24 protein-coding genes are annotated in these 23,192 nt (G+C 61.1%); 11 read left to right on the forward strand and 13 right to left on the reverse strand.

The features are described 5' to 3' along the window. Nucleotides 1–48: 48 nt before the first annotated feature. Together EXN68_RS09335 and EXN68_RS09340 are read right to left on the reverse strand one after the other, a co-directional pair. Nucleotides 49–909, reverse strand: coding sequence for a TrmH family RNA methyltransferase (locus tag EXN68_RS09335; RefSeq protein WP_142840538.1), 861 nt, complete (start codon nucleotides 907–909; stop codon nucleotides 49–51). Beyond that, complete coding sequence (locus EXN68_RS09340) at nucleotides 899–1,291, reverse strand: hypothetical protein (protein ID WP_046801500.1); 393 nt, start codon at nucleotides 1,289–1,291, stop codon at nucleotides 899–901. Before EXN68_RS09340 ends, EXN68_RS09335 begins: the two co-directional genes overlap by 11 nt. A 38-nt stretch (nucleotides 1,292–1,329) precedes the next feature. On the opposite strand from EXN68_RS09340, the gene EXN68_RS09345 reads away from it, so the two are divergent. The 3 genes from EXN68_RS09345 to rpoH all read left to right on the forward strand — a co-directional run bounded on the left by EXN68_RS09345 (nucleotide 1,330) and on the right by rpoH (nucleotide 4,535). Next, on the forward strand, nucleotides 1,330–2,352 hold the full coding sequence (locus EXN68_RS09345; RefSeq protein ID WP_142840539.1) for an RluA family pseudouridine synthase: 1,023 nt from the start codon (nucleotides 1,330–1,332) through the stop codon (nucleotides 2,350–2,352). Nucleotides 2,353–2,639: 287 nt separating this feature from the next. After that, nucleotides 2,640–3,464: a class I SAM-dependent methyltransferase gene (locus EXN68_RS09350; RefSeq protein ID WP_142840540.1), complete on the forward strand. Its 825-nt coding sequence runs from the start codon at nucleotides 2,640–2,642 to the stop codon at nucleotides 3,462–3,464. A 168-nt stretch (nucleotides 3,465–3,632) separates the two neighbouring features. Further along, complete coding sequence (gene rpoH / locus EXN68_RS09355; RefSeq protein ID WP_142840541.1) at nucleotides 3,633–4,535, forward strand: RNA polymerase sigma factor RpoH; 903 nt, start codon at nucleotides 3,633–3,635, stop codon at nucleotides 4,533–4,535. Nucleotides 4,536–4,838: 303 nt separating this feature from the next. On the opposite strand, the gene EXN68_RS09360 is transcribed toward rpoH, so the two are convergent. Continuing rightward, nucleotides 4,839–7,109 carry a hypothetical protein gene (locus EXN68_RS09360; RefSeq protein WP_161991264.1) on the reverse strand — a complete coding sequence of 757 codons (2,271 nt, stop codon included), beginning with the start codon at nucleotides 7,107–7,109 and terminating at the stop codon, nucleotides 4,839–4,841. 70 nt (nucleotides 7,110–7,179) lie between these two features. Further along, complete coding sequence (locus tag EXN68_RS09365; RefSeq protein WP_065114076.1) at nucleotides 7,180–8,478, reverse strand: adenylosuccinate synthase; 1,299 nt, start codon at nucleotides 8,476–8,478, stop codon at nucleotides 7,180–7,182. 242 nt (nucleotides 8,479–8,720) lie between these two features. Here EXN68_RS09365 and EXN68_RS09370 point away from each other — a divergent pair, with 242 nt between their 5' ends. Beyond that, nucleotides 8,721–9,608 (forward strand): DMT family transporter, encoded by an 888-nt coding sequence (locus EXN68_RS09370; RefSeq protein ID WP_193559510.1) that lies wholly within the window; start codon nucleotides 8,721–8,723, stop codon nucleotides 9,606–9,608. Between the two features lie 51 nt (nucleotides 9,609–9,659). Here the strand turns inward: EXN68_RS09370 and EXN68_RS09375 are convergent, their stop codons facing one another. Next, nucleotides 9,660–10,193 carry a transglutaminase-like cysteine peptidase gene (locus EXN68_RS09375; protein WP_142840544.1) on the reverse strand — a complete coding sequence of 178 codons (534 nt, stop codon included), beginning with the start codon at nucleotides 10,191–10,193 and terminating at the stop codon, nucleotides 9,660–9,662. A 673-nt stretch (nucleotides 10,194–10,866) separates the two neighbouring features. Here EXN68_RS09375 and EXN68_RS09385 point away from each other — a divergent pair. Further along, nucleotides 10,867–11,451: a transglycosylase SLT domain-containing protein gene (locus tag EXN68_RS09385; protein WP_046801507.1), complete on the forward strand. Its 585-nt coding sequence runs from the start codon at nucleotides 10,867–10,869 to the stop codon at nucleotides 11,449–11,451. Between the two features lie 242 nt (nucleotides 11,452–11,693). On the opposite strand, the gene EXN68_RS09390 is transcribed toward EXN68_RS09385, so the two are convergent. The 5 genes from EXN68_RS09390 to EXN68_RS09410 all read right to left on the reverse strand — a co-directional run bounded on the left by EXN68_RS09390 (nucleotide 11,694) and on the right by EXN68_RS09410 (nucleotide 16,092). Next, nucleotides 11,694–12,308 (reverse strand): alpha/beta hydrolase, encoded by a 615-nt coding sequence (locus EXN68_RS09390; RefSeq protein ID WP_142840545.1) that lies wholly within the window; start codon nucleotides 12,306–12,308, stop codon nucleotides 11,694–11,696. Nucleotides 12,309–12,582: 274 nt separating this feature from the next. Next, on the reverse strand, nucleotides 12,583–13,527 hold the full coding sequence (locus tag EXN68_RS09395; RefSeq protein WP_142840546.1) for a VOC family protein: 945 nt from the start codon (nucleotides 13,525–13,527) through the stop codon (nucleotides 12,583–12,585). 168 nt (nucleotides 13,528–13,695) lie between these two features. Continuing rightward, nucleotides 13,696–14,772 (reverse strand): DUF2218 domain-containing protein, encoded by a 1,077-nt coding sequence (locus EXN68_RS09400; protein ID WP_142840547.1) that lies wholly within the window; start codon nucleotides 14,770–14,772, stop codon nucleotides 13,696–13,698. Nucleotides 14,773–14,980: 208 nt separating this feature from the next. Further along, a complete protein-coding gene (ung, locus tag EXN68_RS09405; RefSeq protein WP_142840548.1) occupies nucleotides 14,981–15,673 on the reverse strand; it encodes a uracil-DNA glycosylase in 693 nt (230 codons plus the stop codon). 23 nt (nucleotides 15,674–15,696) lie between these two features. Beyond that, nucleotides 15,697–16,092 carry a VOC family protein gene (locus EXN68_RS09410; RefSeq protein ID WP_142840549.1) on the reverse strand — a complete coding sequence of 132 codons (396 nt, stop codon included), beginning with the start codon at nucleotides 16,090–16,092 and terminating at the stop codon, nucleotides 15,697–15,699. A 252-nt stretch (nucleotides 16,093–16,344) separates the two neighbouring features. Between EXN68_RS09410 and EXN68_RS09415 the strand changes: the two genes are divergently transcribed. Beyond that, the gene (locus EXN68_RS09415) at nucleotides 16,345–16,701 is read left to right on the forward strand and encodes a YbaN family protein (protein ID WP_142840550.1); all 357 of its coding nucleotides are present in this window, start codon (nucleotides 16,345–16,347) and stop codon (nucleotides 16,699–16,701) included. Nucleotides 16,702–16,712: 11 nt separating this feature from the next. Here the strand turns inward: EXN68_RS09415 and EXN68_RS09420 are convergent, their stop codons facing one another. Genes EXN68_RS09420 through EXN68_RS09430 form a run of 3 tightly spaced genes read right to left on the reverse strand, consistent with a single transcriptional unit; the run spans nucleotide 16,713 to nucleotide 19,470 of the window. Then, entirely contained in the window at nucleotides 16,713–17,495 is a 783-nt protein-coding gene (locus tag EXN68_RS09420) for a heme ABC transporter ATP-binding protein (protein WP_142840551.1), read from the reverse strand. Beyond that, nucleotides 17,492–18,580 (reverse strand): FecCD family ABC transporter permease, encoded by a 1,089-nt coding sequence (locus EXN68_RS09425; RefSeq protein WP_142840552.1) that lies wholly within the window; start codon nucleotides 18,578–18,580, stop codon nucleotides 17,492–17,494. Before EXN68_RS09425 ends, EXN68_RS09420 begins: the two co-directional genes overlap by 4 nt. Then, nucleotides 18,577–19,470 carry a heme/hemin ABC transporter substrate-binding protein gene (locus EXN68_RS09430; protein ID WP_142840553.1) on the reverse strand — a complete coding sequence of 298 codons (894 nt, stop codon included), beginning with the start codon at nucleotides 19,468–19,470 and terminating at the stop codon, nucleotides 18,577–18,579. The genes EXN68_RS09425 and EXN68_RS09430 overlap by 4 nt, the downstream gene beginning before the upstream one ends. Before the next feature lie 197 nt (nucleotides 19,471–19,667). On the opposite strand from EXN68_RS09430, the gene hmuQ reads away from it, so the two are divergent. The 5 genes from hmuQ (at nucleotide 19,668) to EXN68_RS28120 (ending at nucleotide 23,183) form a co-directional block, all read left to right on the forward strand. Beyond that, a complete protein-coding gene (gene hmuQ, locus EXN68_RS09435) occupies nucleotides 19,668–20,015 on the forward strand; it encodes a heme-degrading protein HmuQ (protein ID WP_142840554.1) in 348 nt (115 codons plus the stop codon). An 8-nt stretch (nucleotides 20,016–20,023) separates the two neighbouring features. After that, entirely contained in the window at nucleotides 20,024–20,545 is a 522-nt protein-coding gene (gene hutX, locus EXN68_RS09440; protein ID WP_142840555.1) for a heme utilization cystosolic carrier protein HutX, read from the forward strand. A 332-nt stretch (nucleotides 20,546–20,877) separates the two neighbouring features. Continuing rightward, nucleotides 20,878–21,654, forward strand: coding sequence for a YbaY family lipoprotein (locus tag EXN68_RS09445; protein ID WP_142840556.1), 777 nt, complete (start codon nucleotides 20,878–20,880; stop codon nucleotides 21,652–21,654). 206 nt (nucleotides 21,655–21,860) lie between these two features. Beyond that, on the forward strand, nucleotides 21,861–22,745 hold the full coding sequence (purU, locus tag EXN68_RS09455; protein ID WP_142840557.1) for a formyltetrahydrofolate deformylase: 885 nt from the start codon (nucleotides 21,861–21,863) through the stop codon (nucleotides 22,743–22,745). Between the two features lie 300 nt (nucleotides 22,746–23,045). Beyond that, entirely contained in the window at nucleotides 23,046–23,183 is a 138-nt protein-coding gene (locus EXN68_RS28120) for a hypothetical protein (RefSeq protein ID WP_309546933.1), read from the forward strand. The last annotated feature ends 9 nt before the right edge of the window (nucleotides 23,184–23,192 follow it).

The raw sequence follows: 23,192 nt of genomic DNA on the forward strand, positions 1-23,192 counted from the left end.
TACACAGAGTTAACTGTAAGCCTCCCGGCACATATTGATACCGCCCGATCACACCCGCCCCATAACCCCCGCCATCTGATAAAGCGCCAGCCCCGAAGCCGTGCCCGCATTCAAGCTATCCAGCTGCGGCGACTGTGCAATCCGCGCGGTATGAAACCGAGACAGCACCGATTGCGGCAACCCCTCGCCCTCCGTGCCGATCACCAGCGCCATGCGCTCGGAGCGGGGAATGTTGCGGATTTCGGTCTCGCCGTTTGGCGAAAGGCTCCAGATCGCAAAACCGGCCTCGGACAGCCGCTCCAGCATCGCCACCGCGCCGCCGCCGCGATGATAGGGCACCGACAGTACCGAACCGACAGAGACCCTGAGCGCCTTGCGATAGAGCGGATCGCAGCACGTCTCGTCCAGCAGCACCGCATCGGCATAAAACGCCGCCGCGTTGCGGAACATCGCGCCGAGATTATCGTGATTGGAAATGCCGCAGCCCACCAGCACCAGCGAGGCGGCGGGAAGTGCTGCCGTCATGTCCCCCAGCCCATCACGCTCCACCCGGCGGCCGAGCGCCAGAATGCCGCGATGCAGGTGGAAACCGACGATGCCGTCAAGCACCGGCGCTTCGGCCACATAGACGGGAACATCATCAGGGAAATCGGCAAGAATATCGGCAACGCCGGCAAGCCGGTTTTTGAGGATGAGAATGCTCTCCGCCGCAAAGGCGCCGCCCGCTTTGTGGGCGGTGGCCAGCATGCGCAGCACCACCGTGCCTTCGGCGATGAAGCGCCCCTGACGCCCGGTCAGGTCGCGCTCGCGAATATCGCGAAAGGCGGCGATGCGTGAATCGGCCGGATCTTCGACCGGGATCAGCGCCCGCCCATCCAGCAGCACACCCTCGTTGCCCTCACTGGGCATCAACAGTCACATCGGCCAGAAAACGGCCGGCCGCGACGTTGAAGACCAGCGCCTTGCGGGTGCCATTGGCAAGCCGACCATAAAACAGCATGTCGCCGCCGGAATAGCTGACATTGTCGATCACAAAGCCCTGCGGCAGGCTGGCGGTGACGGCCAGCGGGCCGTTACCGGTTGGAACGGCAAGATTTGGCGCAGCACTCTGCGTCTGAACGGTTTTCGACGGCCCCATCGCCTTGTAGACAACCGCACCGAAGACGGCCATAAGGCTGATAAACATCACGGAGCCCGACACGATCTGCAAACGGATCATCTTGCGGCGAACTTTTTCCACGGCCGGATCAAGCGGCTTGTCTTCCTGTTCGTCTGGCTCGATCTGCGTCATCGGGTTCCCTGAAATGCTGATGGATCGGAAAAATAACAATGAACGACCCCTTTAAACAAGGCGGAGACGCAAGGAAAGTCCTGATTGCCGGGGAAGATGCCGAAGGCCGCCTCGATGTGTGGCTGGTGGGCGAAGTTGGCGGCGATCTGTCACGCAGCCGCCTGAAGGCGCTGATCGAACAGGGCGCGGTTCTTCTCAACGGAAAGCCCGTGACCGAGCCGAAAAAGAAGGTGCATCCGGGCGATCGCATCGAAATCGTCATGCCGGAGCCGGAAGACCCCGTACCGCAGGGCGAGGATATTCCGCTCGACGTGGAATATGAGGACGAAGACCTTATCGTGCTCGTCAAGCCCGCCGGTCTCGTCGTGCATCCGGGTGCCGGAAACTGGACGGGGACGCTGGTCAACGCCCTCATCCACCATTGCGGCGACAGCCTTTCCGGCATTGGCGGCGTAAAGCGCCCCGGCATCGTGCACCGGCTGGACAAGGAAACCTCCGGCGTCATGGTCGTGGCGAAAAACGATAATGCGCACCGTCATCTTGCCGCGCAATTTGCCGATCACGGCCGCACCGGGCCGCTGGAGCGGGCCTATAAGGCCGTCGTCTGGGGTCGCCCGCGCACCCTGCGCGGCACCATCGATGCTGCCCTTGGCCGCGGCGCCGACCGCACCAAACGTACCGTCAAACGTGAAGATACCGATGACGCCCGCGAAGCGATCACCCATTACGAGGTAATGGAACGCTTCCATGAACGGCCTGACGCTTCCTGCCTCGCCTCCATGGTGGAGTGCCGCCTGGAAACCGGGCGCACCCACCAGATCCGCGTGCACATGGCCCATATCGGCCATCCGCTGATCGGCGACCCCGAATATGGCGCGTCCTTCCGCACCAAGGCGAACCTTTTGGAAGAACCGGCCAGAAGCACCGTCAACCGCTTTCCGCGGCAGGCGCTGCATGCCTATCTGCTGGCCTTCGAACACCCCCGCACCGGCGAGGTGATGGAGTTCGAAACCGACATGCCTGACGATATGCAAGAGCTGCTTGAAGCCCTGCGCAGCTAAAAACTGGTATGGCGCGGTCAAAAAAACCGCGCCATATATCTCGCCGGAAGTCCCGGATAATAAAAAAAGATTAGCGGATAGCGATATTCCGCAGTCGGTCCTTTTTGTAGACCGCCCCAATTTCGCTTCAATCGTCGCACCTCCTCGGCCCCCGCAAAGCTTGCAATCGTCCCCGTAAACATCGTGGCCGCACGCCGGGCTTGCCGAATAACCGACGCCGCAGGCAACGCCGTCCGTTCGATGCTAAAGCCTCAACGGAACCGGCATGATGACGGGATCTATCGCGCATGAATATCGAAGACCGCCGGTTCATATTTCAGGATTTACGCAGCATAGAAGGTTATATCGACCCACCCGATGCGCTTGTCTTCAAGGCTTTGCTGCAGGCGCAGACGCGGGATGATCTCAACGGCGGCATGGCGGAAATCGGTGTCTATTATGGCCGTTCCTATTTCCTGCTGCGCAAATTCGCCCAGACACAGGAAAAGGTGCTGGGCGTCGATCTGTTCGATCTTGATCCGCCCGAAGATGGCAGCCTCGATCAATATGAGCGGCTGATGGAAAATGGCCGCCGGCTGGGTTTTGCCATGGACGAGGACTTGATCATCAGGGGCGACAGCACCCGGCTGGCACCTACCGAGATCACCTCACGCATCGGCCCGGCGCGCTTCTTCAGCATCGATGGCGGCCACCACCTGCATCACGTGCTGGCGGATGCGAAACTGGCGATGGAGGTGATCGCCCCGCACGGCATCATCGTTTTCGACGATACCTTCAATCCGGCCTGGCCGGAGGTAACGGTGGGTGTCGCCGATTTTCTGCGCACCCATGGCCATAGCCTCGTCTGCTTCAGCATGACAAAATATAAAACCTATGTCTGCCGCCGGGAATTTCACGCGACTTATGCGGGCGCAATTGCCACCGACCCCGATCTACAGGCGCTTGGCCATGTGGAGACGCAGTTCCTCGGTTCCAAAGTCATGCGCCTGCACAATCCCATGCGGCGGCGGGTTATGTATGAGCTGATGGTACGCTCCGGCCTTGGCGGTTTTTCGGAACGAATCTACCGTTCGAAAGTTAAACAGGTCAGAGACAGTCCCGCCGGAACATAACGCATGTGTGAACACAGCGTTCGCTTGAAACACGGCGGGCGCATACATATCTGTCACATGGGTTCGTGCGGGGTCGGTAACGACCCGCAGCTTACGGCATGCCTCGGGCGGGTGATTTTGCCACGCCAGAGAGGGTGCCGTTCCAGACCATAGATAAGGGGGTGCTTTATGGCCCGCAATAGTTTGCCTACGATTACGGCCGGTGAAGCCGGTCTCAATAGATATCTCGACGACATCCGTAAATTTCCGATGCTGGAGCCGCAGGAAGAGTACATGCTTGGCAAGCGTTATGCCGAGCATGGCGACCGCGACGCCGCCCATAAGCTCGTCACCAGCCATCTGCGTCTCGTTGCCAAGATTGCCATGGGTTATCGCGGCTACGGCCTGCCGATCGGCGAAGTCGTGTCCGAAGGCAATGTCGGCCTGATGCAAGCGGTGAAGAAGTTCGATCCGGAACGCGGTTTCCGTCTGGCCACCTATGCCATGTGGTGGATCAAGGCTTCGATCCAGGAATATATCCTGCGTTCGTGGTCGCTGGTGAAGATGGGTACGACCGCAAACCAGAAGCGCCTGTTCTTTAACCTGCGCCGGCTGAAGGGCCGTATCCAGGCGATTGACGATGGCGATCTGAAGCCGGAACACGTCAAGGAAATCGCCACCAAACTGCAGGTGTCGGAAGAAGAAGTCATCTCGATGAACCGCCGCCTGCATGGCGACGCATCGCTGAATGCGCCGATCAAGGCCTCCGAGGGTGAGTCCGGCCAATGGCAGGACTGGCTGGTGGATGACCATGAAAGCCAGGAAGCCGTGCTGATCGAGCAGGACGAGTTGGAAACCCGCCGCCGCATGCTGGCCAAGGCCATGGGCGTGCTGAACGACCGTGAGCGCCGCATCTTCGAGGCCCGCCGGCTTGCCGAAGACCCGGTGACGCTGGAGGAACTCTCCTCCGAGTTCGACATCAGCCGCGAACGCGTCCGCCAGATCGAGGTTCGCGCCTTCGAGAAGGTGCAGGAAGCGGTGCAGAAGGAAGCGCTGGAAGCCGCACGCGCATTGCGCGTGGTGGATGCGTAAACGGTCCTTGAAACGCTAATCAATATGAAGCCCGCAGATTGCAAGATTTGCGGGCTTTTTGTTTGCCAGACGCATGGTTGCGGGAAACCCTTGAGCGTTGCCCCCTCATCGCCTCGCTTGCGCTCCGGCACTTCTCCCCGACGGGGAGAAGAATTTGCGGCGGCATCTCACTCCGTATCAAATCTCAGGGATTATGTCTGAAGCGCGCAATCGGGCGCGGCAGTTTCTTCTCCCCGTCGGGGAGAAGTGCCGGAGCGCAAGCGAGGCGATGAGGGGGCCAGCTCTCGGCAAGCCCCCGGATCATCACTGACCGCCGGCAGCAGGTGCCGCCGCCGCCCATTCGCTGAGCGCCTTGTCGAAGGCGGCGATGCCGTCATTGCCCTTTTGCAGGGTCAGCAGCGCGCGGCGACCGTTGCGATAGGAGACCGGAATATCGATCCAGTTGCGGCTTTTCAGCAGCTCCAGATTGGTCTTCATCGCATCCGGAAAGTCGTTGAGCGCGATCATGTGGAAATCGTCGGTGATCTTGGCCGGAACCGCGATCAGGGCATTGCCGCGATCCTGCTCGGTGCTCTTCATCGCGATACGCTGGACGCTGTCAATCGCTCCGCCTTCAAAGCCTGGCGAAACCGAGAAGACGATTTCGATCAGGTGGCTGGCCGGCAGCGACGGATCGGTGTTGCGCTTGAAGGTAATAAGCGCACTCAAGCCACGGCCGGGAACCGTAATCTGGCCCTGAACGGTCGGAGACGGCTTGCCTTCCGCGTCATTTTCCTGCTGCAGCGACCAGGAAACGCTGCCCTGAATGGCTGTCGGAACCGTCTGGCCCAGCACTTCCTCGTAAAGGAACATGCGATCGCCGGTGGCGGCAGCAGCAGGCTGCTGTGCCGGCGGCGTGCCAGCGGGGGTTCCCGCAGGCGCGCCCGCAGGATTGGCAGGAGCCTCACCCGCAGGCGGCGGCGCAACGTTCTGTTCGTAAACCGACTGGCCTTCTGCCGTAACCGGCTGGCCGTTTGCACCCGGCGCCGGTCCCTCGTCACGCTCGGTCCCGTCAGCCAGAAGCCGCTGGGTGAACTTCGTGCCGGTCACGGAACCATCGTCGCCATGCGTCGGCGTCTGGTGGTTTGCCGGCTGCTGCCCGGCGGCGGGCGGCTGCTGGGTTGCGGGCGGCGTCGATGTCTGCGCCTCACCTGTCGGAGTAGTGGCCGGAGGCGTCTGGGTCTGGCCACCATTCTGTGCCGATTGCACCAGCCCGCCGACCATGTCGTTCAGGGCATCGCGGTTCATCCACAGCGCATAACCGCCACCTGCCAGAAGCCCGGCACCAACAAGGGCAAGCACCAGCGACGCATAGTTGCGGCGCGGCTTCTTCTTGACCATGTAAGCGGGCGTCGCGGCACCTGCGCCCACGGCGGGCGTATCGTCCGCAGTTGCCCGGCTGGAAGACGACGCGCCGTCGTAACCGATCAGCTCGTCCAGATCGTCCCAGGGGGTGCGTTCCTTGTTGTCCTTGGCCGGTGCCTGATCACCGAAGGGATCATTGTCGGCGCGCGGCAGAGCCGGCGCGTCCTTGGCCGGAATGGCAATCTCGGTGTCCTGGAAGTAGGACGAGAAATCTTCAACAACGGCAGACTTTTTCGGGGTCGTATCGTCCGTCGGGCGCGGTTCGGAAAATTCATCCTGCTGGCCGAAGACCGGATCGTGATCAACCGCCGCATGGCCGAAGCGGTCATCCTCATCGCGCTTTTCCGGCTCGAAATTCACCGCCGGGTCCTGATAATGCTGCGCGGCATAACCGGCGACCAGCGGGCGCTCGTCCGTCTCGGCACGCACGTCGGCATAGTCGTCAGCGGGGCGCACATCGTCGGCCTGCGCCTCTTCCAGCTTGCGCCAGTCGTCCTCATCCACAGGCTTTGCCCAATGGGCGGGAACGGACGTGTCTTCTTCACGCGGCGCGGTCTCGAATTCACGGTCGTGCTCGTCAGCCGAGCGATAGGCCGGCTCTTCCTCCGCACGAGTGAAATAGGTTCCGTGCGTTTCATCGGCAACGGCGGGCGTTACCGGAGCGGGCGCTTCATAGAGCTCTTCCGGCTCGCGCTCTTCTTCGCGCTGTTCCTCATAAACCTGCTCATCCTGCTCGGCGGCGGCGGAAACCGGCGTCTCGTGGCGCGGCTCTTCCTCGACGGCGGGTTCTTCATAAGCCGGCTCAGGCTGTACTACTTCGGTCGAGGCGGGTTCTTCCGCCTCGACAGGCTCGGCGGCATGGGCCGCGCGATCCTCGTCGATATCGTGCTGATGGTAAGGTGCTGCGGCCTCTTCGGCGGTGGAAGAGAATGCATCATCCTCCTCCAGCGCCGGAAGCGCCTCCGCATACTCGCTGTCCACCTCGGCAATGGCGGCGTCCAGCTTGGCGATCTGCCGGCGCAACAATTCTTCCGGCGGACGTGGCTTCATATTCTCGAGTTGGCGCACAACCGCACTGCGCGCCTTGTCGTAAACCTTCGCCCGGTTTTCGGGAGTATTGTTCGCCAAGCCATCCACGGCCTTGCGAATGACTGCTACAAAATCCGCCATAAGCACTTTCTCGTCGTGACCGGCGACGTACCGGCCCGATATGGTTTATGAATCTAGATCGCCGAGGACATTAATCCTCAAACGGATCAGTCACAAGTATGGTGTCGTCACGCTCCGGACTTGTCGACAGAAGTGCGACAGGCGCCCCGATCAATTCCTCGACCTGACGGACATATTTGATTGCCTGAGCAGGCAAATCCGCCCATTTTCGGGCACCGACGGTAGATTCCTTCCAGCCTTCCAGCGTGATGTAGATCGGCTCGACACGCGCTTGCGCGCCCTGGCTGGCCGGAAGATGGTCGATTTCCTGCCCGTCAAGCTTGTAGCCGACGCAGATTTTCAGCTCGTCGAGACCATCAAGCACGTCAAGCTTGGTGAGTGCGATGCCGGTAATGCCGTTGGTGGCGACCGACTGGCGCACCAGTGCGGCGTCAAACCAGCCGCAGCGGCGCTTGCGGCCGGTGACGGTGCCGAATTCATGACCCTTTTCGCCCAGGAACTGGCCGATCTCGTCATTCAGCTCGGTCGGGAACGGACCTTCGCCAACGCGGGTGGTGTAAGCCTTGGTGATGCCGAGAATGTAACCCAGTGAACCCGGACCCATGCCGGAACCGGCGGCGGCCTGGCCGGCAACCGTGTTGGAAGAGGTCACGTAAGGATAGGTGCCGTGGTCGATATCGAGCAGCGAGCCCTGAGCGCCCTCAAACAGGATGCGCGCACCGGCGCGACGCTTCTTGTCGAGCAGCAGCCAGACGGTTTCGCTGAACGGTAGGATGCGCTCGGCAATCGAACCCAGCTCTTCCATGATCGTCTCATGCGAAACCTCGGCCGCGCCGAAACCACGGCGAAGGGCATTATGATGCGTGAGGATACGGTCAACCTTGGCGGAAAGCGCCTCCATGTCGGCCAGATCCATGACGCGGATGGCGCGGCGGCCAACCTTGTCTTCGTAAGCCGGGCCGATGCCGCGACGGGTGGTGCCGATCTTGGTGCCGCTGTTGGAGGCGGCGTCTTCGCGCATGCCGTCCAGTTCACGGTGCAGCGAAAGAATAAGCGTGGCATTGTCGGCGATACGCAGGTTTTCCGGCGTGACCTTGACGCCCTGCGCTTCCAGACGGCCGATTTCAGCGATCAGCGCATGCGGATCGACCACAACGCCATTGCCGATGACCGCAAGCTTGCCGGGACGCACGACGCCGGACGGCAGAAGCGAAAGCTTGTAGCTGATGCCATCGATGACAAGCGTATGGCCGGCATTATGGCCGCCCTGATACCGCACGACGACATCTGCCCGCTCGGACAGCCAGTCGACAATCTTGCCTTTGCCTTCGTCGCCCCATTGCGAGCCGACCACCACAACATTCGTCATTTCTTGCTTTCCTGCTCATGGCGCTTGCGCGCCCGATAACCCGATGGGAAACCCAAACCCGCGAATGTATACTGTGTTGTTTTACGGAAAGCGACCCTGTTTCTTATGGAGAATTTTGCTTTTTCCGTGACAAGGCGTGGATTTCCCGCATTATCTCGCCCCGTGGGGGCCAGGCGCGGGCGCAAGACCGCCATTCACCCCTTTGCCGTTTTTCCCGCCCCGTGAAGAAGCGAAACATCAGCGTGCCCTCCAAAGCCTATATCGCCCTCATCATCGCCACGCTCTGCTGGGGCGGCAACACGGTTGCCGGCAAGCTCGCCGTCGGCCACATCAGCCCCATGGCCTTCACCTCCCTGCGCTGGGTCTTCGCCGTCGCCATCATCTTCGCCATTTCCGTGCCGCAGCTGATCAAGGACTGGCCGGTGGTGAAAAAGCGCCTGCCCTATTTCTTCGTGCTCGGCAGCGTCGGTTACACCGCCTTCAACGTGTTTCTCTACACGGCCCTGCAGCACACCTCGGCCATCAATGCCGCCGTCATTCAGGCCGGCATTCCCATGGTCATCTTCGTCCTGAACTTCATCCTGTTCCGCACCCGCGTGCTGTTCGGCCAGATCGTCGGCTTCTGTCTCACCATATCAGGCGTGGCGCTGCTAGCCTCGCATGGCGACCCGGTCTCGCTGCTGCAGCTGGAAATGAATGTCGGCGACGCCGTCATGCTGCTCGCCGTGCTGGTCTATGCCATCTACACCGTCATCCTGCGCTGGAAACCGGCCGTAGACTGGCGCACGCTGATGGCCATCCCCGCCTTCTTCGCCCTCATCACCTCGGTGCCGCTGGTCTTCTGGGAAATGTCGCGCGACAGCGTCATCTGGCCGGATCAGAAGGGCTGGGTTCTGGTGGTCTATGCCGCCATTTTTGCGTCACTCATCGCGCAGATCCTGTACATCAAGGGCGTGGAGCAGATCGGCGCCAACCGCGCCGGCCTCTTCATCAACCTCGTGCCGGTCTTTGGCACCTTGCTGTCCGTTGTCGTCCTCAGCGAAACCCTGCACACCTACCAGATCATGGCACTCGTCATGGCGCTGGCCGGCATTGCCGTCGCAGAACGAAAAAAATCGCCGGCTTCCTGAACCAATGGGGTCAGGAAAACCGGCGCAGTCTGGCAGGCATGAAAGATGGGCTTAAAGCGCGGTTTCGCGCTCGGCCGGAGAAAAGACGGCATTGCCGAGGACGATATCGCCCTTATCGGTGGTGACGATCAGCACTTTTTCGAGCGATCCATCATTGTTCAGCGAAAAGGCAAGGCGCAGGGCGCTCGAAGACCAGCCGGCACCGGCCAGCGCCGTGCGCTTGATGGCGGCGCAATCACCGCAATCGCCAAGGCTTGACGAAGGGGTCGCCGGGACATCGGTTGCGAAGCCGGAAAAATAATCATCGAGCGCGCCCATGGTGGCGTTCACATCGCGGTTGATGCGCAACAGTTCCTCACGACGCTCGCCGTTGAGCGGCGCGGCAATCGTCGAAACACATTGGCCGGCGGAAAGAACACAGCCATCAAAACCGCCCGGCGCCGAGATACCGATCTCGGTCACCGCACTCTTTTCGACAGCGGCAAAACCACGGGCAAACCCGGCAGCACCCGCCGCATCGGCATGGGTGGACATGGAAGCAACGACAATTCCGCAGATGGCAGCAGCAATAATCTTCTTCAACATTTCATACCCCGTTTGGCGATCCGCCGGCTTGTGCCGGTCTCGATTTCTGTCTTGTGGGAACGTCTCTTTTCAAAGGCGCTCTCCGTCTGTGATCCCACAATGGCACAGGACTGTTTTCGACCGCTTTAAGCCGATTGCTACAATTTTATCGGTTTTCATTTTTGTACAGCGACCGCTTTTTATTCAAATATGCGCCGATATCACCGCCCCGAATTCGGAAGCAGCGTTGAGGGGCGATAAATGGGCCGCATCGCTGCGGGGATATAAATGGTATGGAAGGTTTTGCAGGCGATGCGGCCCGGTTTCAACATATGATCCGCCCGCCAAACCGGTTCCTGTTTGGAGGACGAACATATGCCGGCCGCCTTAACCGTGACATCGGGAAACTCCCCGGTTTTGGCCGCCTGCCCCGCCCATCTTGCGCCGCGCGCACGCTCGATGATCGGGATGAGGCGATTATAGCCTGATCGGCCGAGACGGGGACGCGCGGGGATAAATGCATCCCAAAAAAGGCGCGCGGCAGAAGTGCAACGCACGTTTTCGCCCCATCCCGGACACAGGAATTTTCAGCGGGTTAACAGGTCCCTGATCGGCAGCATTTGAATTAACCTTGTCTTAAAACCCGACGTTAATGGTTAGCAATTTAAGAATAGCGGAACGAAAGGGTTCCGTTATGCGTGGCGTATTTGCCGTAGTTTTTCTGATGCTCGTTCTGGCCGGTTGTGCCACCGCACCGTCGCAGGTCACCAATGCCTGTGCGATTTTCGAACAGCGGAACGGCATCTTCAATAACTGGCGACGTGATGCGAAAGCGGCCGAACGGGAGTTCGGCGTGCCCGTGCCTGTGATGATGGCGACGATCTACACCGAATCCGCCTTCCGTCCCTATGCACGGCCGCCGCGCACCAAGCTCCTGGGCTTCATTCCCTGGACGCGCCAGTCCAGCGCTTATGGTTATGCCCAGGCACTGGATGGCACATGGAGTGTCTACCAGCGCGAAACCGGCCGCCGGGGCGCCAGCCGTACCGATTTCACCGATGCCATCCACTTTGTCGGCTGGTATCACGCCAAGAGCCGCCGCGAAAACGGCATTTCGCTGAACGACCCCTATAATCTCTACCTCGCCTATTATTCCGGCCATGCCGGTTATGCCAAGGGCAGCTGGCGCAACAATTCCGCCGTCCAGAAGGCCGCGCGCCGCTCCGCCAACATGGCGCTGCGTTATGAGGCGCAGCTGCAGCAATGCGGATATCGCTGAGGCTGGGCGGGACGAGGCTGATCTAGGGACATGATGGAACTGCGAAACACCTCCTCCGTCATTCTCGGGCTTGACCCGAAGGTGACGTTGAGTTTGGGCGAATGCACCTCATCCGCACCCGTCACCCCGAACTAAATCCGGGGTCCAGTGCGATCAAGTCCTTGATCACGAAAGACTCTTCCCACGACGCAGACGCGCCGCGGCTGGATACCGGCTCAAGGCCGGCATGACGGAAGACAGCGTTATTCCCCGTAAACCGAGAGAAATTCCCGCACGGCATCGATCTCGCTGGAGCGAATTTCATGCCCGCCCGGATGCCATACCGTCTCCACGGTTCCACCCTGCGCCTGAAGGTTCTTTTCCAGCGCTGTCGTCAGCGGCACCGGGCAGATCGGATCCCGCTCTCCCGCCGTGATCAACACCCGGCGTGTGGGTTTTGCCGGGGAAATCTTCGGCTCGAACGGGATCAGCGGATGCATCAGCACTGCGGCATCGAAAAGCTCGGGCTGTTCGATCAGCACATTGGCGAGAATATTCGCGCCGTTTGAAAAGCCGAGGCCGATGATTGGTCCGGACTGGTAATGTTCGCGGTTTGCCTTGACGAAATCCGCCAGCTTCTCGGTTGCCCGGGCAAGATCGGCCATGTCGTAAACGCCCTCGCCCGTGCGCCGGAAGAAACGCGCCGCGCCATGTTCGGAAACATCGCCGACGGGTGAGAGGACGGTGGCCTGCGGCAAAAGACGGGAGCCAAAGTCGAAGAACTGGTTTTCATCGCCACCCGTGCCATGCAGCACCAGGAAAAGCGGCGCACCGGCGGCACCGGCGCGGGATTTGTGGAAATAGGTGTCCGTGTTCATCGGATAATCCTTTCTGGAAGGAGAAGGTTCAGCGATACCCGTGGCTTTTTCAGTTTCCGGGCAGCGCGATCGCATGTGGAGCAAGAGGCTTGCCGCCGGTTTCTCCTCCCCGCCAGGGAGAAGGTCGCGGTAGCGGGTTGAGGGAGCGCGGCGGGAGATAAACCGCGGGGGGTTCCCCCTCATCCGACCCTTCAGGCCACCTCCTCCCCGAACGGGGAGAAGAAAGACGCGGCAACGTCCTGCCAAACGCAATGGAGGGTTAAGTGAGAGCGGATTAAACCGCCTTCTCATCACCCAGCGGCTCCAGGTGCTTTTCCAGCACGGAGCGCAGATGCGCATGCTGGGTCGGCAGCTTCAGCGCCTCGCCAAGATGAGCGGTGTCCTCGTCACGGTCGAAACCGGGTTCGTTGGTGGCCACTTCGAACAACACACCGCCCGGCGTGCGGAAATAGATCGCCCAGAAATAGTCCCGGTCGATGACAGGCGTCACCTGATAACCGGTATCCATCAGCGCCTTGCGTACCTCCAGCTGCTTTTCGCGGTTTTCGACCGCAAAGGCGATGTGGTGCACGGAGCCTGCGCCCAGCCGGGCGCCGGAGATATTCGGCATGGTTTCGATGTCGATGACGTCGGCACCATTGCCGCCGGGCATGCCAAGACGCAAAACACCGTCCTGACGATCCACTTCCTGATATCCCATGAACTTCAAAAGCTCGGCGGTTGCGCCCTCGTCGCGAAGACGCAGGGATGCGCCCTGAAACCCATGGATCGCCTGATCTTCGCCAACGCCGTTGCCAGTCCATTGTGCGCGGGCATCATCTCTGACCTCGACCAGCGCGAAACCGTCTCCGTCAGGTCCGGCAAAATGCAGGCGCTTGTTGCCGAAGGCCTCATCGGCCTTCAGGCCGTCAACACCGGCCTTTGAAAGGCGCTCCTGCCAGTAGCCGAGCGATCCCTCGGGAACGGAAAACAGCGTCGTGCCCACTTCACCGGTGCCGGGACGGCCCTGGGCGATATGCGGGAACGGAAAATAGGTCATGACGGAGCCAGGCGTGCCGAGCTCATCGCCATAATAGAGGTGATAGACGTCAGGTGCGTCGAAATTGACGGTCTTCTTCACCCGGCGCAGGCCGAGCGTATCGGTGAAAAAACCGTTGTTCTGGCGCGCACTGGCCGCCATTGACGTGACGTGGTGCAGGCCCTTGATCTGGTTGAGCATGATAAACCCCTTTTCGCCTGGCAGGCCTCGTAATCGGGCCCGCTCTGTTCATGGCGTAAAGATGGGGTAATAGGCGCGTCAGGCATAGAGTGGACGACGGGAACGGATTGTTCCCGATTGGTGAACGATAAAATCTACTGTTCAGCCAAAGCTGCCATGCCGCAGACCTCAATGATCGTCGGCTGCGCCCATGGTCCAGTAACCGACAGCGCGCAGCGACGCCTTGGGGAAGGCTATTTCATCGGTCAGGAAGGATTTCGCCACCCTTGCCTCGGACTTTTCGCAGGCAACGAAGACATGCAGGCCGTCATGGTCCGCACTCCAGGCATGCTCGCGCAGCGCCTTTTCGATGAGGCCGGAGGTGCCGGCAGGCTTGCCGCGACGATAAAGCCATGTCCATTCGACATCGGCCGCGCAGACGATCTCCTGCCGCTCGGCCTCGTCGTCAATTTCAGCGTAGACGCGGAGCTTCTTGCCAGCAGGCATTTCGGCCGCCATGCGCAGCATCACCGGCAGCGCGGTCTCGTCACCGGCAAAGACGTAACGCTCCGCCTCCGGGCAGGTGCCGCTCGGGCCGATGATGCCGAGGACATCACCCGGCTTTGCCGTCGCGCCGAAGGTCGCGCCCGGCATGTCATCACCCTCATGCATGACGAAATCGATATCCACTTCGCCGCGACCGACATCGCCGGAACGGATGGTGTAAACCCGCCGCATCAACAGGTCGTCACCGGCCGGCCAGACGATGGCGCCGGTGGGCGCGAGATAGGGCCAGACCGGCGCGCGGGCCTGGTCCGGCACCAGCAGCAGGCGCACATGCATGCCGCCGGTGACCAGTCTTTCGATGCCGCTTTCGACGGAGACGACCAGCCGGCGCATATGCGGCGTGAGGTTATAGGCGCGGGCAACCCTGCCGATGAAGAGATTGGGCAGTTCACGCTGATGGGCCCCATGGCCGCTCCAGCGGAAATCCAGCCCCGTCTCGCCGGAAAACTCGACGATATGCTCGGCCACCATGGCCTTTACCGACATCAGTATATGTTCGGAAATGCAGTTGACCCGTGCGGCGAACCGGCCACCTTCGGCGCTGAAGCTGCCATGGCCATATTCGGTCTTGAAGCGCACCGTCGGGCCTTCGCGTTCCATCTCCATATGCTCGGAAAAATGATCCTCGAAAGCATCGACGATCGACAGCGGATCGGGCAGCGAGACGGAGGTTTCTGCAGACAGGAGAGACACGGGCATAATCCTTCACTTTGTAGTCTAGTATTCTTTAGACCGGAGGCTGCCGCGCTGTAAAGACATTTTGGTTTTGAATCCCGTCATGCCGGACCTGATCCGGCATCCAGCCAGCCCAAGTCTTTGGGCTGAAAGGACTCTTCTCGCCGCACAGACGCGCGTCGGCTGGATTCCGGCTCAAGGCCGGAATGACGGAAGTACATGCAGGGATGGCTTACACCGTTTCCGGTAATTGCCAGTCGATCGGCTGGCGACCGTGGGAGGCGAGAAAGGCGTTGGCCTTGGAAAAATGGCCATTGCCGAAAAAGCCGTTATGGGCCGAAAGCGGAGACGGATGCGGCGAGCGCAGCACCAGATGCTTGCGCTGATCCACAAAGGCCGCCTTTTTCTGGGCGTAGGACCCCCAGAGCAGGAAGACCACGTGATCGCATTCATCATTGACGGCGCGGATGACAGCGTCGGTGAATTTCTCCCAGCCCTGCCCCTGATGCGAGGCGGCGCGGGATTCTTCCACCGTCAGCACGCTGTTGAGCAAAAGCACGCCCTGTTTTGCCCAGCTTTCCAGAAAACCGTGACCAACCGGGCGGATGCCGAGATCGGCCTGCAATTCCTTGTAGATATTGACGAGCGACGGCGGAATGCGCACGCCGGGCTGCACTGAAAAACACAGACCGTGCGCCTGGCCAAGCCCGTGATAGGGGTCCTGTCCCAGAATGACGACCTTGACCTCATCCAGCGGCGTCAGATCCAGCGCCCGGAAATATTCGGCACCCTTGGGAAAGATGCGCTTGCCGGCTGTTTTTTCGGCAAGCAGGAAGTCTTTCAGCTTCAGCATGTAGGGGCTGGCGAATTCGCTGGAAAGAACGTGTTTCCAGCTGTCTTCGAGTTTGACGCCTGCCTCTGCCATGCCCGTCTCTCCCATGATGGTGCTTATTTGAACCGGTTGCCGCGCTGCAGCACTTCAATCTTGTAACCATCCGGATCGCAGATGAAAAAGTATTTCGCGAAAGGCTGGCCCTTAAAATCGGCTTCGATGATCTTGCCTGGCGAAAGCCCGATCTCGGTGAAGCGCTGGTGTTCGGCATCCACATCGGCAACGCTGACGGCAAGGTGACCATAGCCATCACCCAGCGCATAGGGCACTTCGCGACCCCGGTTGACGGTCAGCTCCAGCTCGAAATCGCCCTCGGCATTGCTGAGATAAATCAGCGTAAAATTCTCGAACTCGGCGCGTTCCGCAACCTCAAGCCCAAAAGCCTGCGTGTAAAATTCCACCGAACGCTTTTCGTCCAGCACCCGGACCATCGAGTGGATCAGCTTGGCCATGGTGTTTTCCTTCTTCTTCCTGTTAACGGTCCGGTTATGCTCCGGACATCGCGGCCCAAGGGGATAAAGACAGTGCACCCCGCTTTCAACCCTAAAGGCGTCCTGCGACAGGAGGTAACAGTCCGATCACGGCAAATGTGATGGTAAAAACCGCCGGTTTTTAAGGTGCGGCGAGGGCCTGCGGCAACAAGGCTCGCGGTTTTCTCGCACCCGCTCTATCATGAGTAGATAAGTCATGATACCGGCATAGCCATGCGCCTTCTGTACCTCTGTCTTGGCTGGCTTATGGTCGCGACCGGCATTGTCGGCGCGTTTCTTCCCGTTTTGCCCACCACGCCGTTTCTGCTTCTGGCGCTGTGGTGCTTCTCCCGCTCTTCGCCCAAGCTCGAGGCATGGCTTCTCAGCCATCCCAGATTCGGCCCATCGCTTCGGCGTTGGCGCGAACGTGGCGCAATCGCCCGCAAGGCCAAGATCGCAGCCTTGTCGGCCATGACGGTGAGTTACGCCGCCTTCTGGTTCCTGAGCGACCCGCCGCTCATGCGCGCCGCCATCGTTGCCGCCGTCATGCTCGGTTCGGCGCTGTTCATCGCCACGCGCCCGGAAAGCTGAGCGGGTTTCCCCTAGCGGTGTCGCGACTGTGGCAACACATAAGGAATGTGCCGCGCCGGCAGCCGGCCGACCACGCCGCCAATGCCATAGACCCGCGCAATCGTCTCGTCGCTGATGGTTTCCAGCGATGGTCCACTGGCCGTCACCCGGCCGCCATGCATGACGATAAGTTGATCGGCAAACTCCGCCGCAAGGTTGAGATCGTGCAGGATGGCAAGCACGAGACCGCCACCAGCCGCGAAATCGCGCGCGGTTTCCAGGACTGCGATCTGGTGGCCGATATCGAGACTTGCCGTCGGCTCGTCGAGAAACAGCGCCCGCACCTCGCCATTTTCCACCGGAAAAGGCACCTGCGCCAGGGCCCGGGCAAATTGCACCCGCTGCTGCTCGCCGCCCGACAGCATGTTGTAGGAGCGCTGCTCGAAGCCCCTCAAGCCCGCCTTGGCAAGCGCCCGGCGGGCCTGTTCTTCCGGCGCGCGTGATCCCTGCGCCACCGCTCCCATGCGCACGATTTCAAGTGCGGTAAAGGGAAAGGCAAGCTGGGTATTCTGCGGCAGCACGGCCCGCAGGCGGGCAAGTTGGACCGGCTTGAACAGCGGCAGGGCGATGTCGTTATAGGTCACCGAACCATGTTCCGGATGCAGCTCACCGCATAGAACCTTCATCAGCGTGGATTTACCCGCACCGTTCGGGCCGATGATGACATTGACCTTGCCCGGTTTCAGATCGACGCTGACGTCTTCCAGCAAGCGGCGACCGGAGCGGATGAGAGTGATGTTTTCGGCCCGGATCATGACGCATTCCGCATGGAAAAACCGCCGCGGCCCAGCAGCAGGAACAGGAAGACCGGCGCGCCGATCAGCGCGGTCACCACACCGATGGGCAGTTCCGCCGGAGCCGCCACCGTGCGGGCGAAGCTGTCCGCCAAGAGCAGAAGCGCGGCGCCGCCCAGCGCCGAGGCCGGCAGCAGGAAGCGATGTGACGGACCGATGGCGAGACGCAGAAGATGCGGCACGACGATGCCGACGAAACCGATGGAACCGGCCGCCGCCACACTTGCCCCGCAGGCGGCAGCAACGGCCAGGATGACGATCCGCTTCAGCCGCTGCACCGGAATGCCCATATGAAAGGCGGCGGCATCGCCCAGAATCAGCGCATCCAGCCCACGTGCGACGAAGGGAATGATGGCCAGCACGACGATGATGAAGGGCAAGGTGGCAAGCACCTTGGCGGGAGTTGCCCCACCAAGTGAGCCGAGCGACCAGAAGGTAATATCACGCAGCGCCCGGTCATCGGCGACGAAAATCATCAGGCCGGTCAGTGCGCCGCTGATTGCCGCAACCGCAATACCGGCCAGAATGAGCGTGGTGGTGGAGGTGGCGCCATCCTTTGTAGCGATCAGATAAAGCACCCAGGTGTTCAGTAGCCCGCCGAAAAACGCCATCAGCGGCAGAAAATGCGGGCCGAAAAACACCGCAACCGTGGCAAGCGCGCCTTCCCCGAGAGAAATCGCTGCAACCGCAAACAGCGCTGCCCCCGAGGTGACACCGACAATGCCGGGATCTGCCAGCGGATTGCGGAACAGCCCCTGCATCATCGCGCCGGACACGCCAAGCCCCGCGCCGATCAACATGCCGAGCGCCGTGCGTGGCAGGCGCACCGCTTCGAGAATGATTTTGTCACGCGCGTCGAGCTCAGCCGCGCCGCCGGTAAGATAGGTGAAGAGCTCGGAAATGCCGACGCCCGTCGGTCCACTGACAAGCGACACGCCACAGGCAAACAGCAGGATGCCGACAAGCACGGCAAGCGTGACGACCCCCTGCCGGGATCTGTCGCCGGCAACCCTGCCCTCAGCGGAGCTCAAGGCAGCAAGGCTCACGGCTTTACCGCCTCCGGGTAAAGCTTCGCTGCCAGTTCACGTCCGGCGGCCGGCGTACGCGGACCAAAACCGATGAGATAAAGCCCGTCCATGCTGATCAGCGCCTTTGAAGCCGCAGCCGGCGTGGACTGGAAGGCGGGCAGCGCAAAAATCTCGGCCGCCTTGGCGGCATGGTCGCCGCGCGCCATCGTCAGCACCACATCGGGTGCGGCGGCAATGACCGCCTCATCCGTCAGCGGCTTGTAGCCACTGATTTCCTGAGCGGCATTAATACCGCCGGCCATTTCGATGATCGCCGCGGCTTCCGTATCCTTGCCCGCCGCCATGACGCGGCCGCCGGCGCTGGAGAGCACGAAAAGAACACGCTTCCTGCTCTTTTCAGGCACCGCCGAAACATCCTTGGCAAGCGCATCCAGTCCGGCCCTGGTCTCCGCCGCCAGCGCCTTCGCCTTGTCGGAAAGCCCCACGGCCGCGCCGACATCCTCGATCTTCTTCGGTATCGCATCGCCGCTTGGCGGCGTATCGACGGTGACGAAAGGCACCGCACTGGCCTTGAGAATAGCAACGACATCCGCCGGGCCGGAGCCGTCTTCGGAGAGGATGAGATCCGGTTTCTGCGACAGAATGCCTTCCGAAGACAACGCCCGCATATAGCCGATGTCAGGCTTGGAGAGCGCATCCGCCGGATAGCTGCTGGTGCTGTCGCGCGCCACGATACGGTCCTGCGCACCCAGCGCATAGAGGATTTCCGTCACCGTACCGCCCACCGCGACGATGCGTTTCGCCTCCGGATTACCCTTGTCCGAAGCCATGGCAGCCGGCGCGGCAAAGGCGATTGCGGCGGGCACGAGTGCGGCGAAAACAAGCGGACGAAGGCGAAAATTCAACATGGCGTTATCCTGAAACACGACACAAACACGGGCGGGCGCGGCTTTGCCCGCACCATTTAACTTGAGTTCTTTGCACATGTTTATGAGCCGCGCAATCAATAAGTGGAGTAAATTTGTTCGCTTTGTCGTGAGCCTCTTCCCAACGTCGCCGCGGCTGGATATCCTGACTGAAACAGGAAACTTAAAGGGAGAATTCCATGTTTATCGCAATGAACCGTTTTCGCGTCGTGCCGGGTTACGAGGAAACCTTCGAATCCATCTGGCGCGAACGCAAATCGCACCTCAGCGAATTGCAGGGTTATATCGAATTCCACATGCTGAAAGGCCCCAAGGCCGACGACCACACGCTTTATGCCTCGCACACCGTGTGGGCCACCAAGGACGACTTCCTTGCCTGGACGAAGTCCGAACAGTTCCGTGCCGCCCACGCCAAGGCCGGTGATAACCGCGGCAAGGTCGAATATCTCTCCGGCCCGCATTTCGAAGGCTTCGACGTCATCATCCATGAAGACAAGAATGGCGAACGCCGTTCGATTGCTGCCTGAGGCAACCGATGAGCATTGCAGCCCAAAAGACCGATGACCGGCAGGCCCGCGCCGCCGCAGCCCTTGCCGAAAAGCCCGACGGCATCGTCGAAGCCATCGCCGCCAAGGCCGAGGTGACGCCGGCCGAAATTCTGGCGATCCTGCCGCAAGGCGCCGCCGTTTCCGCTGCCGCCGACCGTTTCGACGCGATCTGGAACGAGATGCGCGGCTGGGGCGAAGTCCTCATGATCGTGCAGACCGGCGATATCGTGCTGGAAGTGCCCGGCCACCTGCCGGAAGGCAGTGAAAGCCACGGCTGGTTCAACATCCATGGCGACAGCCCGATCGGCGGTCACATCAAGAAGGACAATTGCGCCGGCATAACCTTCGTCGACCGCGGTTTTCACGGCCGCCGCTCCTGTTCCGTCTGGTTCATGAATGCCGCCGGCGGCGCCATGTTCAAGATTTTCGTCCGCCGCGACGAAAACAAGGAATTGCGCGCCGAGCAACTGTCGAAGTTCGAAGCATTGCGGGACGGTTTCCGCGGCTGAGGTGAGCCGGAGGCTGCACCCCGAGGAATTGCTTTCCACGGCTGCGGCGACCTCTCCTAGCCCTCATTCCTGTGCTTGTCACAGGAATCTAGTCAGCCCAAGGACTTGGGCTGAAAAGACTCCTCTGCCGCGTGGACGCGCGGGGGCTGGTTTCCTGTAACAAGCACAGGAATGAGGGTGGAGATGCCTCGGCTCTCGCAATCGCACACGCCATCACCCACCCCGAACCTCTCCTCGAGCATTTGGGGGAACATCCATCGGTTCATCGCCCGTTCAGTGCCGTTTTCTATCATCCGTTGAAATTCGAACGGAAACCGCACGGAGCAAGCCCCATGAATGATCGCCAGCCTCTTCTTTCCCGCCGCAGTTTTGCCGGGCTTGTTGCGCTCGCCCCGCTTTTTGCGGCAGGCGGCGCGGCTGCCGCACCGGCAAGCCTGCGCGGCACCGTCTCCTATCGTGAGCGCATCGCCCTGCCGCCGGGCGCAACCGTGACCGTACGCCTGATCGATGTCTCGCTGGCGGATGCGCCGTCGCAGACCATTGCCGAAACCACCATCCGCCCACGCGGCCAGGTGCCGGTACCCTTTGTGCTGCGTTATGACGACCGCGACATCAGGGGCCGCCGCTCCTATGCGCTGAGCGCCGAAATCCGTGACCGCGACCGGCTGCTCTTCACCACCACGCAGCGCTATTCGGTATTGACCGGCGGCCGGGATAATACCGACCTCGTGCTGGAGCGTGTGGGTGCCGGCCCGGGCAGGCCGGAACCGGAAGCCGGCATTGACGGGCGCTGGCTGGTGCAGGACATCAGAGGCGAGCGGGTTCGTGGCCGCCGCCAGGCGACGCTTGAAATTTCCCGCGATGGCCGCGTGTCAGCCAATGCCGGCTGCAACGGCATTGGTGGTGAAGTGAAAATCAGCCGCAATCGCGTCGATTTCGGCCGGATGATTTCCACCCAGATGGCCTGCGCTCCCGATATCATGCGCCAGGAACGGCAGTTCATCGATGCGCTGGAAGGCGCGCGCTCCTTCAGGCTGGAGCCGCGCCGCGGCACGCTTGAACTGATCGACGGCCGCGGCCGCACGGCCATGCGCCTGCGCCGCGCCTGAGGCCGTAACGGCCCCACTGTAATGCCTGCCGCCGCCGTGCTGGCCGTGGAACATTCCATGTCGCTTCCGGCACGGCGCGGGTGCCTTTCCCGTTTTATGACTTTGGCTGCGTTCGTCTTGGCGCTTTGCTCTGCCGCAAAGCTGCGCTATGGAACGCGCCAAACCGCGTCGGCTCAAGCCGGCGCGACGTCTTTGAGGGGAAACGCATGACATCCTATGTTCTGACAGTGGCCTGCAAATCGACCCGCGGCATCGTCGCCGCGATTTCCGGTTATCTGGCGGAAAAAGGCTGCAACATCGTCGACAGTTCGCAGTTCGACGATCTGGAAACCGGCAAGTTCTTCATGCGCGTCTCCTTCATGTCGGAAGAAGGCGCGTCCCTGCAGGCCATCACCGAGGGCTTTCAGCCGGTCGCGGAGAAATTCGGCATGCAGGCGGACATCTATCCGGATGGCCAGCGCATGAAGACATTGCTGATGGTGTCGCGTTTCGGCCATTGCCTCAACGACCTTCTCTACCGCTGGAAGATCGGTGCGCTGCCGATCGACATCGTCGGCGTCGTTTCCAACCATTTCGATTACCAGAAGGTCGTCGTTAATCACGACATCCCCTTCCACCACATCAAGGTGACGAAGGAGAACAAGCCGAAGGCCGAAGCACAGCTTATGGACCTGGTCGAGACCAGCGGCACGGAACTCGTCGTGCTGGCCCGTTACATGCAGGTTCTCTCCGATGACCTGTGCCGCAAGATGTCGGGCAAAATCATCAACATCCACCACTCCTTCCTCCCCTCCTTCAAGGGTGCCAACCCCTACAAGCAGGCCTATGAGCGCGGCGTGAAGCTGATCGGTGCGACAGCGCACTACGTCACCGCCGATCTCGACGAAGGCCCGATCATCGAACAGGACACGGTGCGCGTCACCCACGCGCAATCGGCCGAAGACTATGTCTCGCTTGGCCGTGACGTGGAAAGCCAGGTACTGGCCCGCGCCATCCACGCCCACATCCACCACCGCACCTTCATCAACGGTAACCGCACCGTGGTCTTCCCGCCAAGCCCGGGAAGTTATGCTTCGGAACGGATGGGGTGAGATAACGGCACAGCCGAACTGAACGATGCGGAATTATTTTCACCGACCGGCAACCGAGCAACTCATGTAGCCGTTTCTTGACCGTAGCCCAACAGCGAGGTCATTCACATGAAAAAACTGGTCATTGCCGGCGCCGCGTTTCTCTTCGCGGCAGGGTCTAGTTTTGCCCAACAGCCGCCTCCTCCGCCACCCCCGGGAGCAGCCGACGCCGGCCCCAGGGCAGATGCACCGCCCCCGCCGCCGCCCGGCCCTGACGGTCCGAAACATGCGGGTTGGCGGGATGGTCCGCACGGCAAGAGAATGCCGCCGCCCTCCAAGGCAGCTCATTTCCGCCTGGAAGACGGCGAGCGCAAGATCGATGTAAAATGTGCTGACGATGAGCCGATGAAGGCCTGCGCAGACATCATGATGCAGATCATCGACAAGATGAACGAATAACGCCAGCCG

It is taken from the genome of Martinezella rhizogenes (assembly GCF_007002745.1).
GTDB classification, from domain to species: Bacteria; Pseudomonadota; Alphaproteobacteria; order Rhizobiales; family Rhizobiaceae; genus Agrobacterium; species Agrobacterium cucumeris.

Coding starts and splice junctions, on each gene's coding strand:
- EXN68_RS09375 (WP_142840544.1), bottom strand. CDS start 10,193: ATGTTGAAGAAGATTATTGCTGCTGCCATCTGCGGAATTGTCGTTGCT.
- ung (WP_142840548.1), bottom strand. CDS start 15,673: ATGGCAGAGGCAGGCGTCAAACTCGAAGACAGCTGGAAACACGTTCTT.
- EXN68_RS09420 (WP_142840551.1), bottom strand. CDS start 17,495: ATGATCCGGGCCGAAAACATCACTCTCATCCGCTCCGGTCGCCGCTTG.
- EXN68_RS09360 (WP_161991264.1), bottom strand. CDS start 7,109: ATGGCGGATTTTGTAGCAGTCATTCGCAAGGCCGTGGATGGCTTGGCG.
- EXN68_RS09335 (WP_142840538.1), bottom strand. CDS start 909: ATGCCCAGTGAGGGCAACGAGGGTGTGCTGCTGGATGGGCGGGCGCTG.
- EXN68_RS28120 (WP_309546933.1), top strand. CDS start 23,046: ATGCCGCCGCCCTCCAAGGCAGCTCATTTCCGCCTGGAAGACGGCGAG.
- purU (WP_142840557.1), top strand. CDS start 21,861: ATGACATCCTATGTTCTGACAGTGGCCTGCAAATCGACCCGCGGCATC.
- EXN68_RS09415 (WP_142840550.1), top strand. CDS start 16,345: ATGCGCCTTCTGTACCTCTGTCTTGGCTGGCTTATGGTCGCGACCGGC.
- EXN68_RS09340 (WP_046801500.1), bottom strand. CDS start 1,291: ATGACGCAGATCGAGCCAGACGAACAGGAAGACAAGCCGCTTGATCCG.
- EXN68_RS09350 (WP_142840540.1), top strand. CDS start 2,640: ATGAATATCGAAGACCGCCGGTTCATATTTCAGGATTTACGCAGCATA.
- EXN68_RS09365 (WP_065114076.1), bottom strand. CDS start 8,478: ATGACGAATGTTGTGGTGGTCGGCTCGCAATGGGGCGACGAAGGCAAA.
- EXN68_RS09385 (WP_046801507.1), top strand. CDS start 10,867: ATGCGTGGCGTATTTGCCGTAGTTTTTCTGATGCTCGTTCTGGCCGGT.
- EXN68_RS09430 (WP_142840553.1), bottom strand. CDS start 19,470: ATGTTGAATTTTCGCCTTCGTCCGCTTGTTTTCGCCGCACTCGTGCCC.
- EXN68_RS09395 (WP_142840546.1), bottom strand. CDS start 13,527: ATGCTCAACCAGATCAAGGGCCTGCACCACGTCACGTCAATGGCGGCC.
- EXN68_RS09345 (WP_142840539.1), top strand. CDS start 1,330: ATGAACGACCCCTTTAAACAAGGCGGAGACGCAAGGAAAGTCCTGATT.
- hmuQ (WP_142840554.1), top strand. CDS start 19,668: ATGTTTATCGCAATGAACCGTTTTCGCGTCGTGCCGGGTTACGAGGAA.
- rpoH (WP_142840541.1), top strand. CDS start 3,633: ATGGCCCGCAATAGTTTGCCTACGATTACGGCCGGTGAAGCCGGTCTC.
- EXN68_RS09410 (WP_142840549.1), bottom strand. CDS start 16,092: ATGGCCAAGCTGATCCACTCGATGGTCCGGGTGCTGGACGAAAAGCGT.
- EXN68_RS09390 (WP_142840545.1), bottom strand. CDS start 12,308: ATGAACACGGACACCTATTTCCACAAATCCCGCGCCGGTGCCGCCGGT.
- hutX (WP_142840555.1), top strand. CDS start 20,024: ATGAGCATTGCAGCCCAAAAGACCGATGACCGGCAGGCCCGCGCCGCC.
- EXN68_RS09400 (WP_142840547.1), bottom strand. CDS start 14,772: ATGCCCGTGTCTCTCCTGTCTGCAGAAACCTCCGTCTCGCTGCCCGAT.
- EXN68_RS09445 (WP_142840556.1), top strand. CDS start 20,878: ATGAATGATCGCCAGCCTCTTCTTTCCCGCCGCAGTTTTGCCGGGCTT.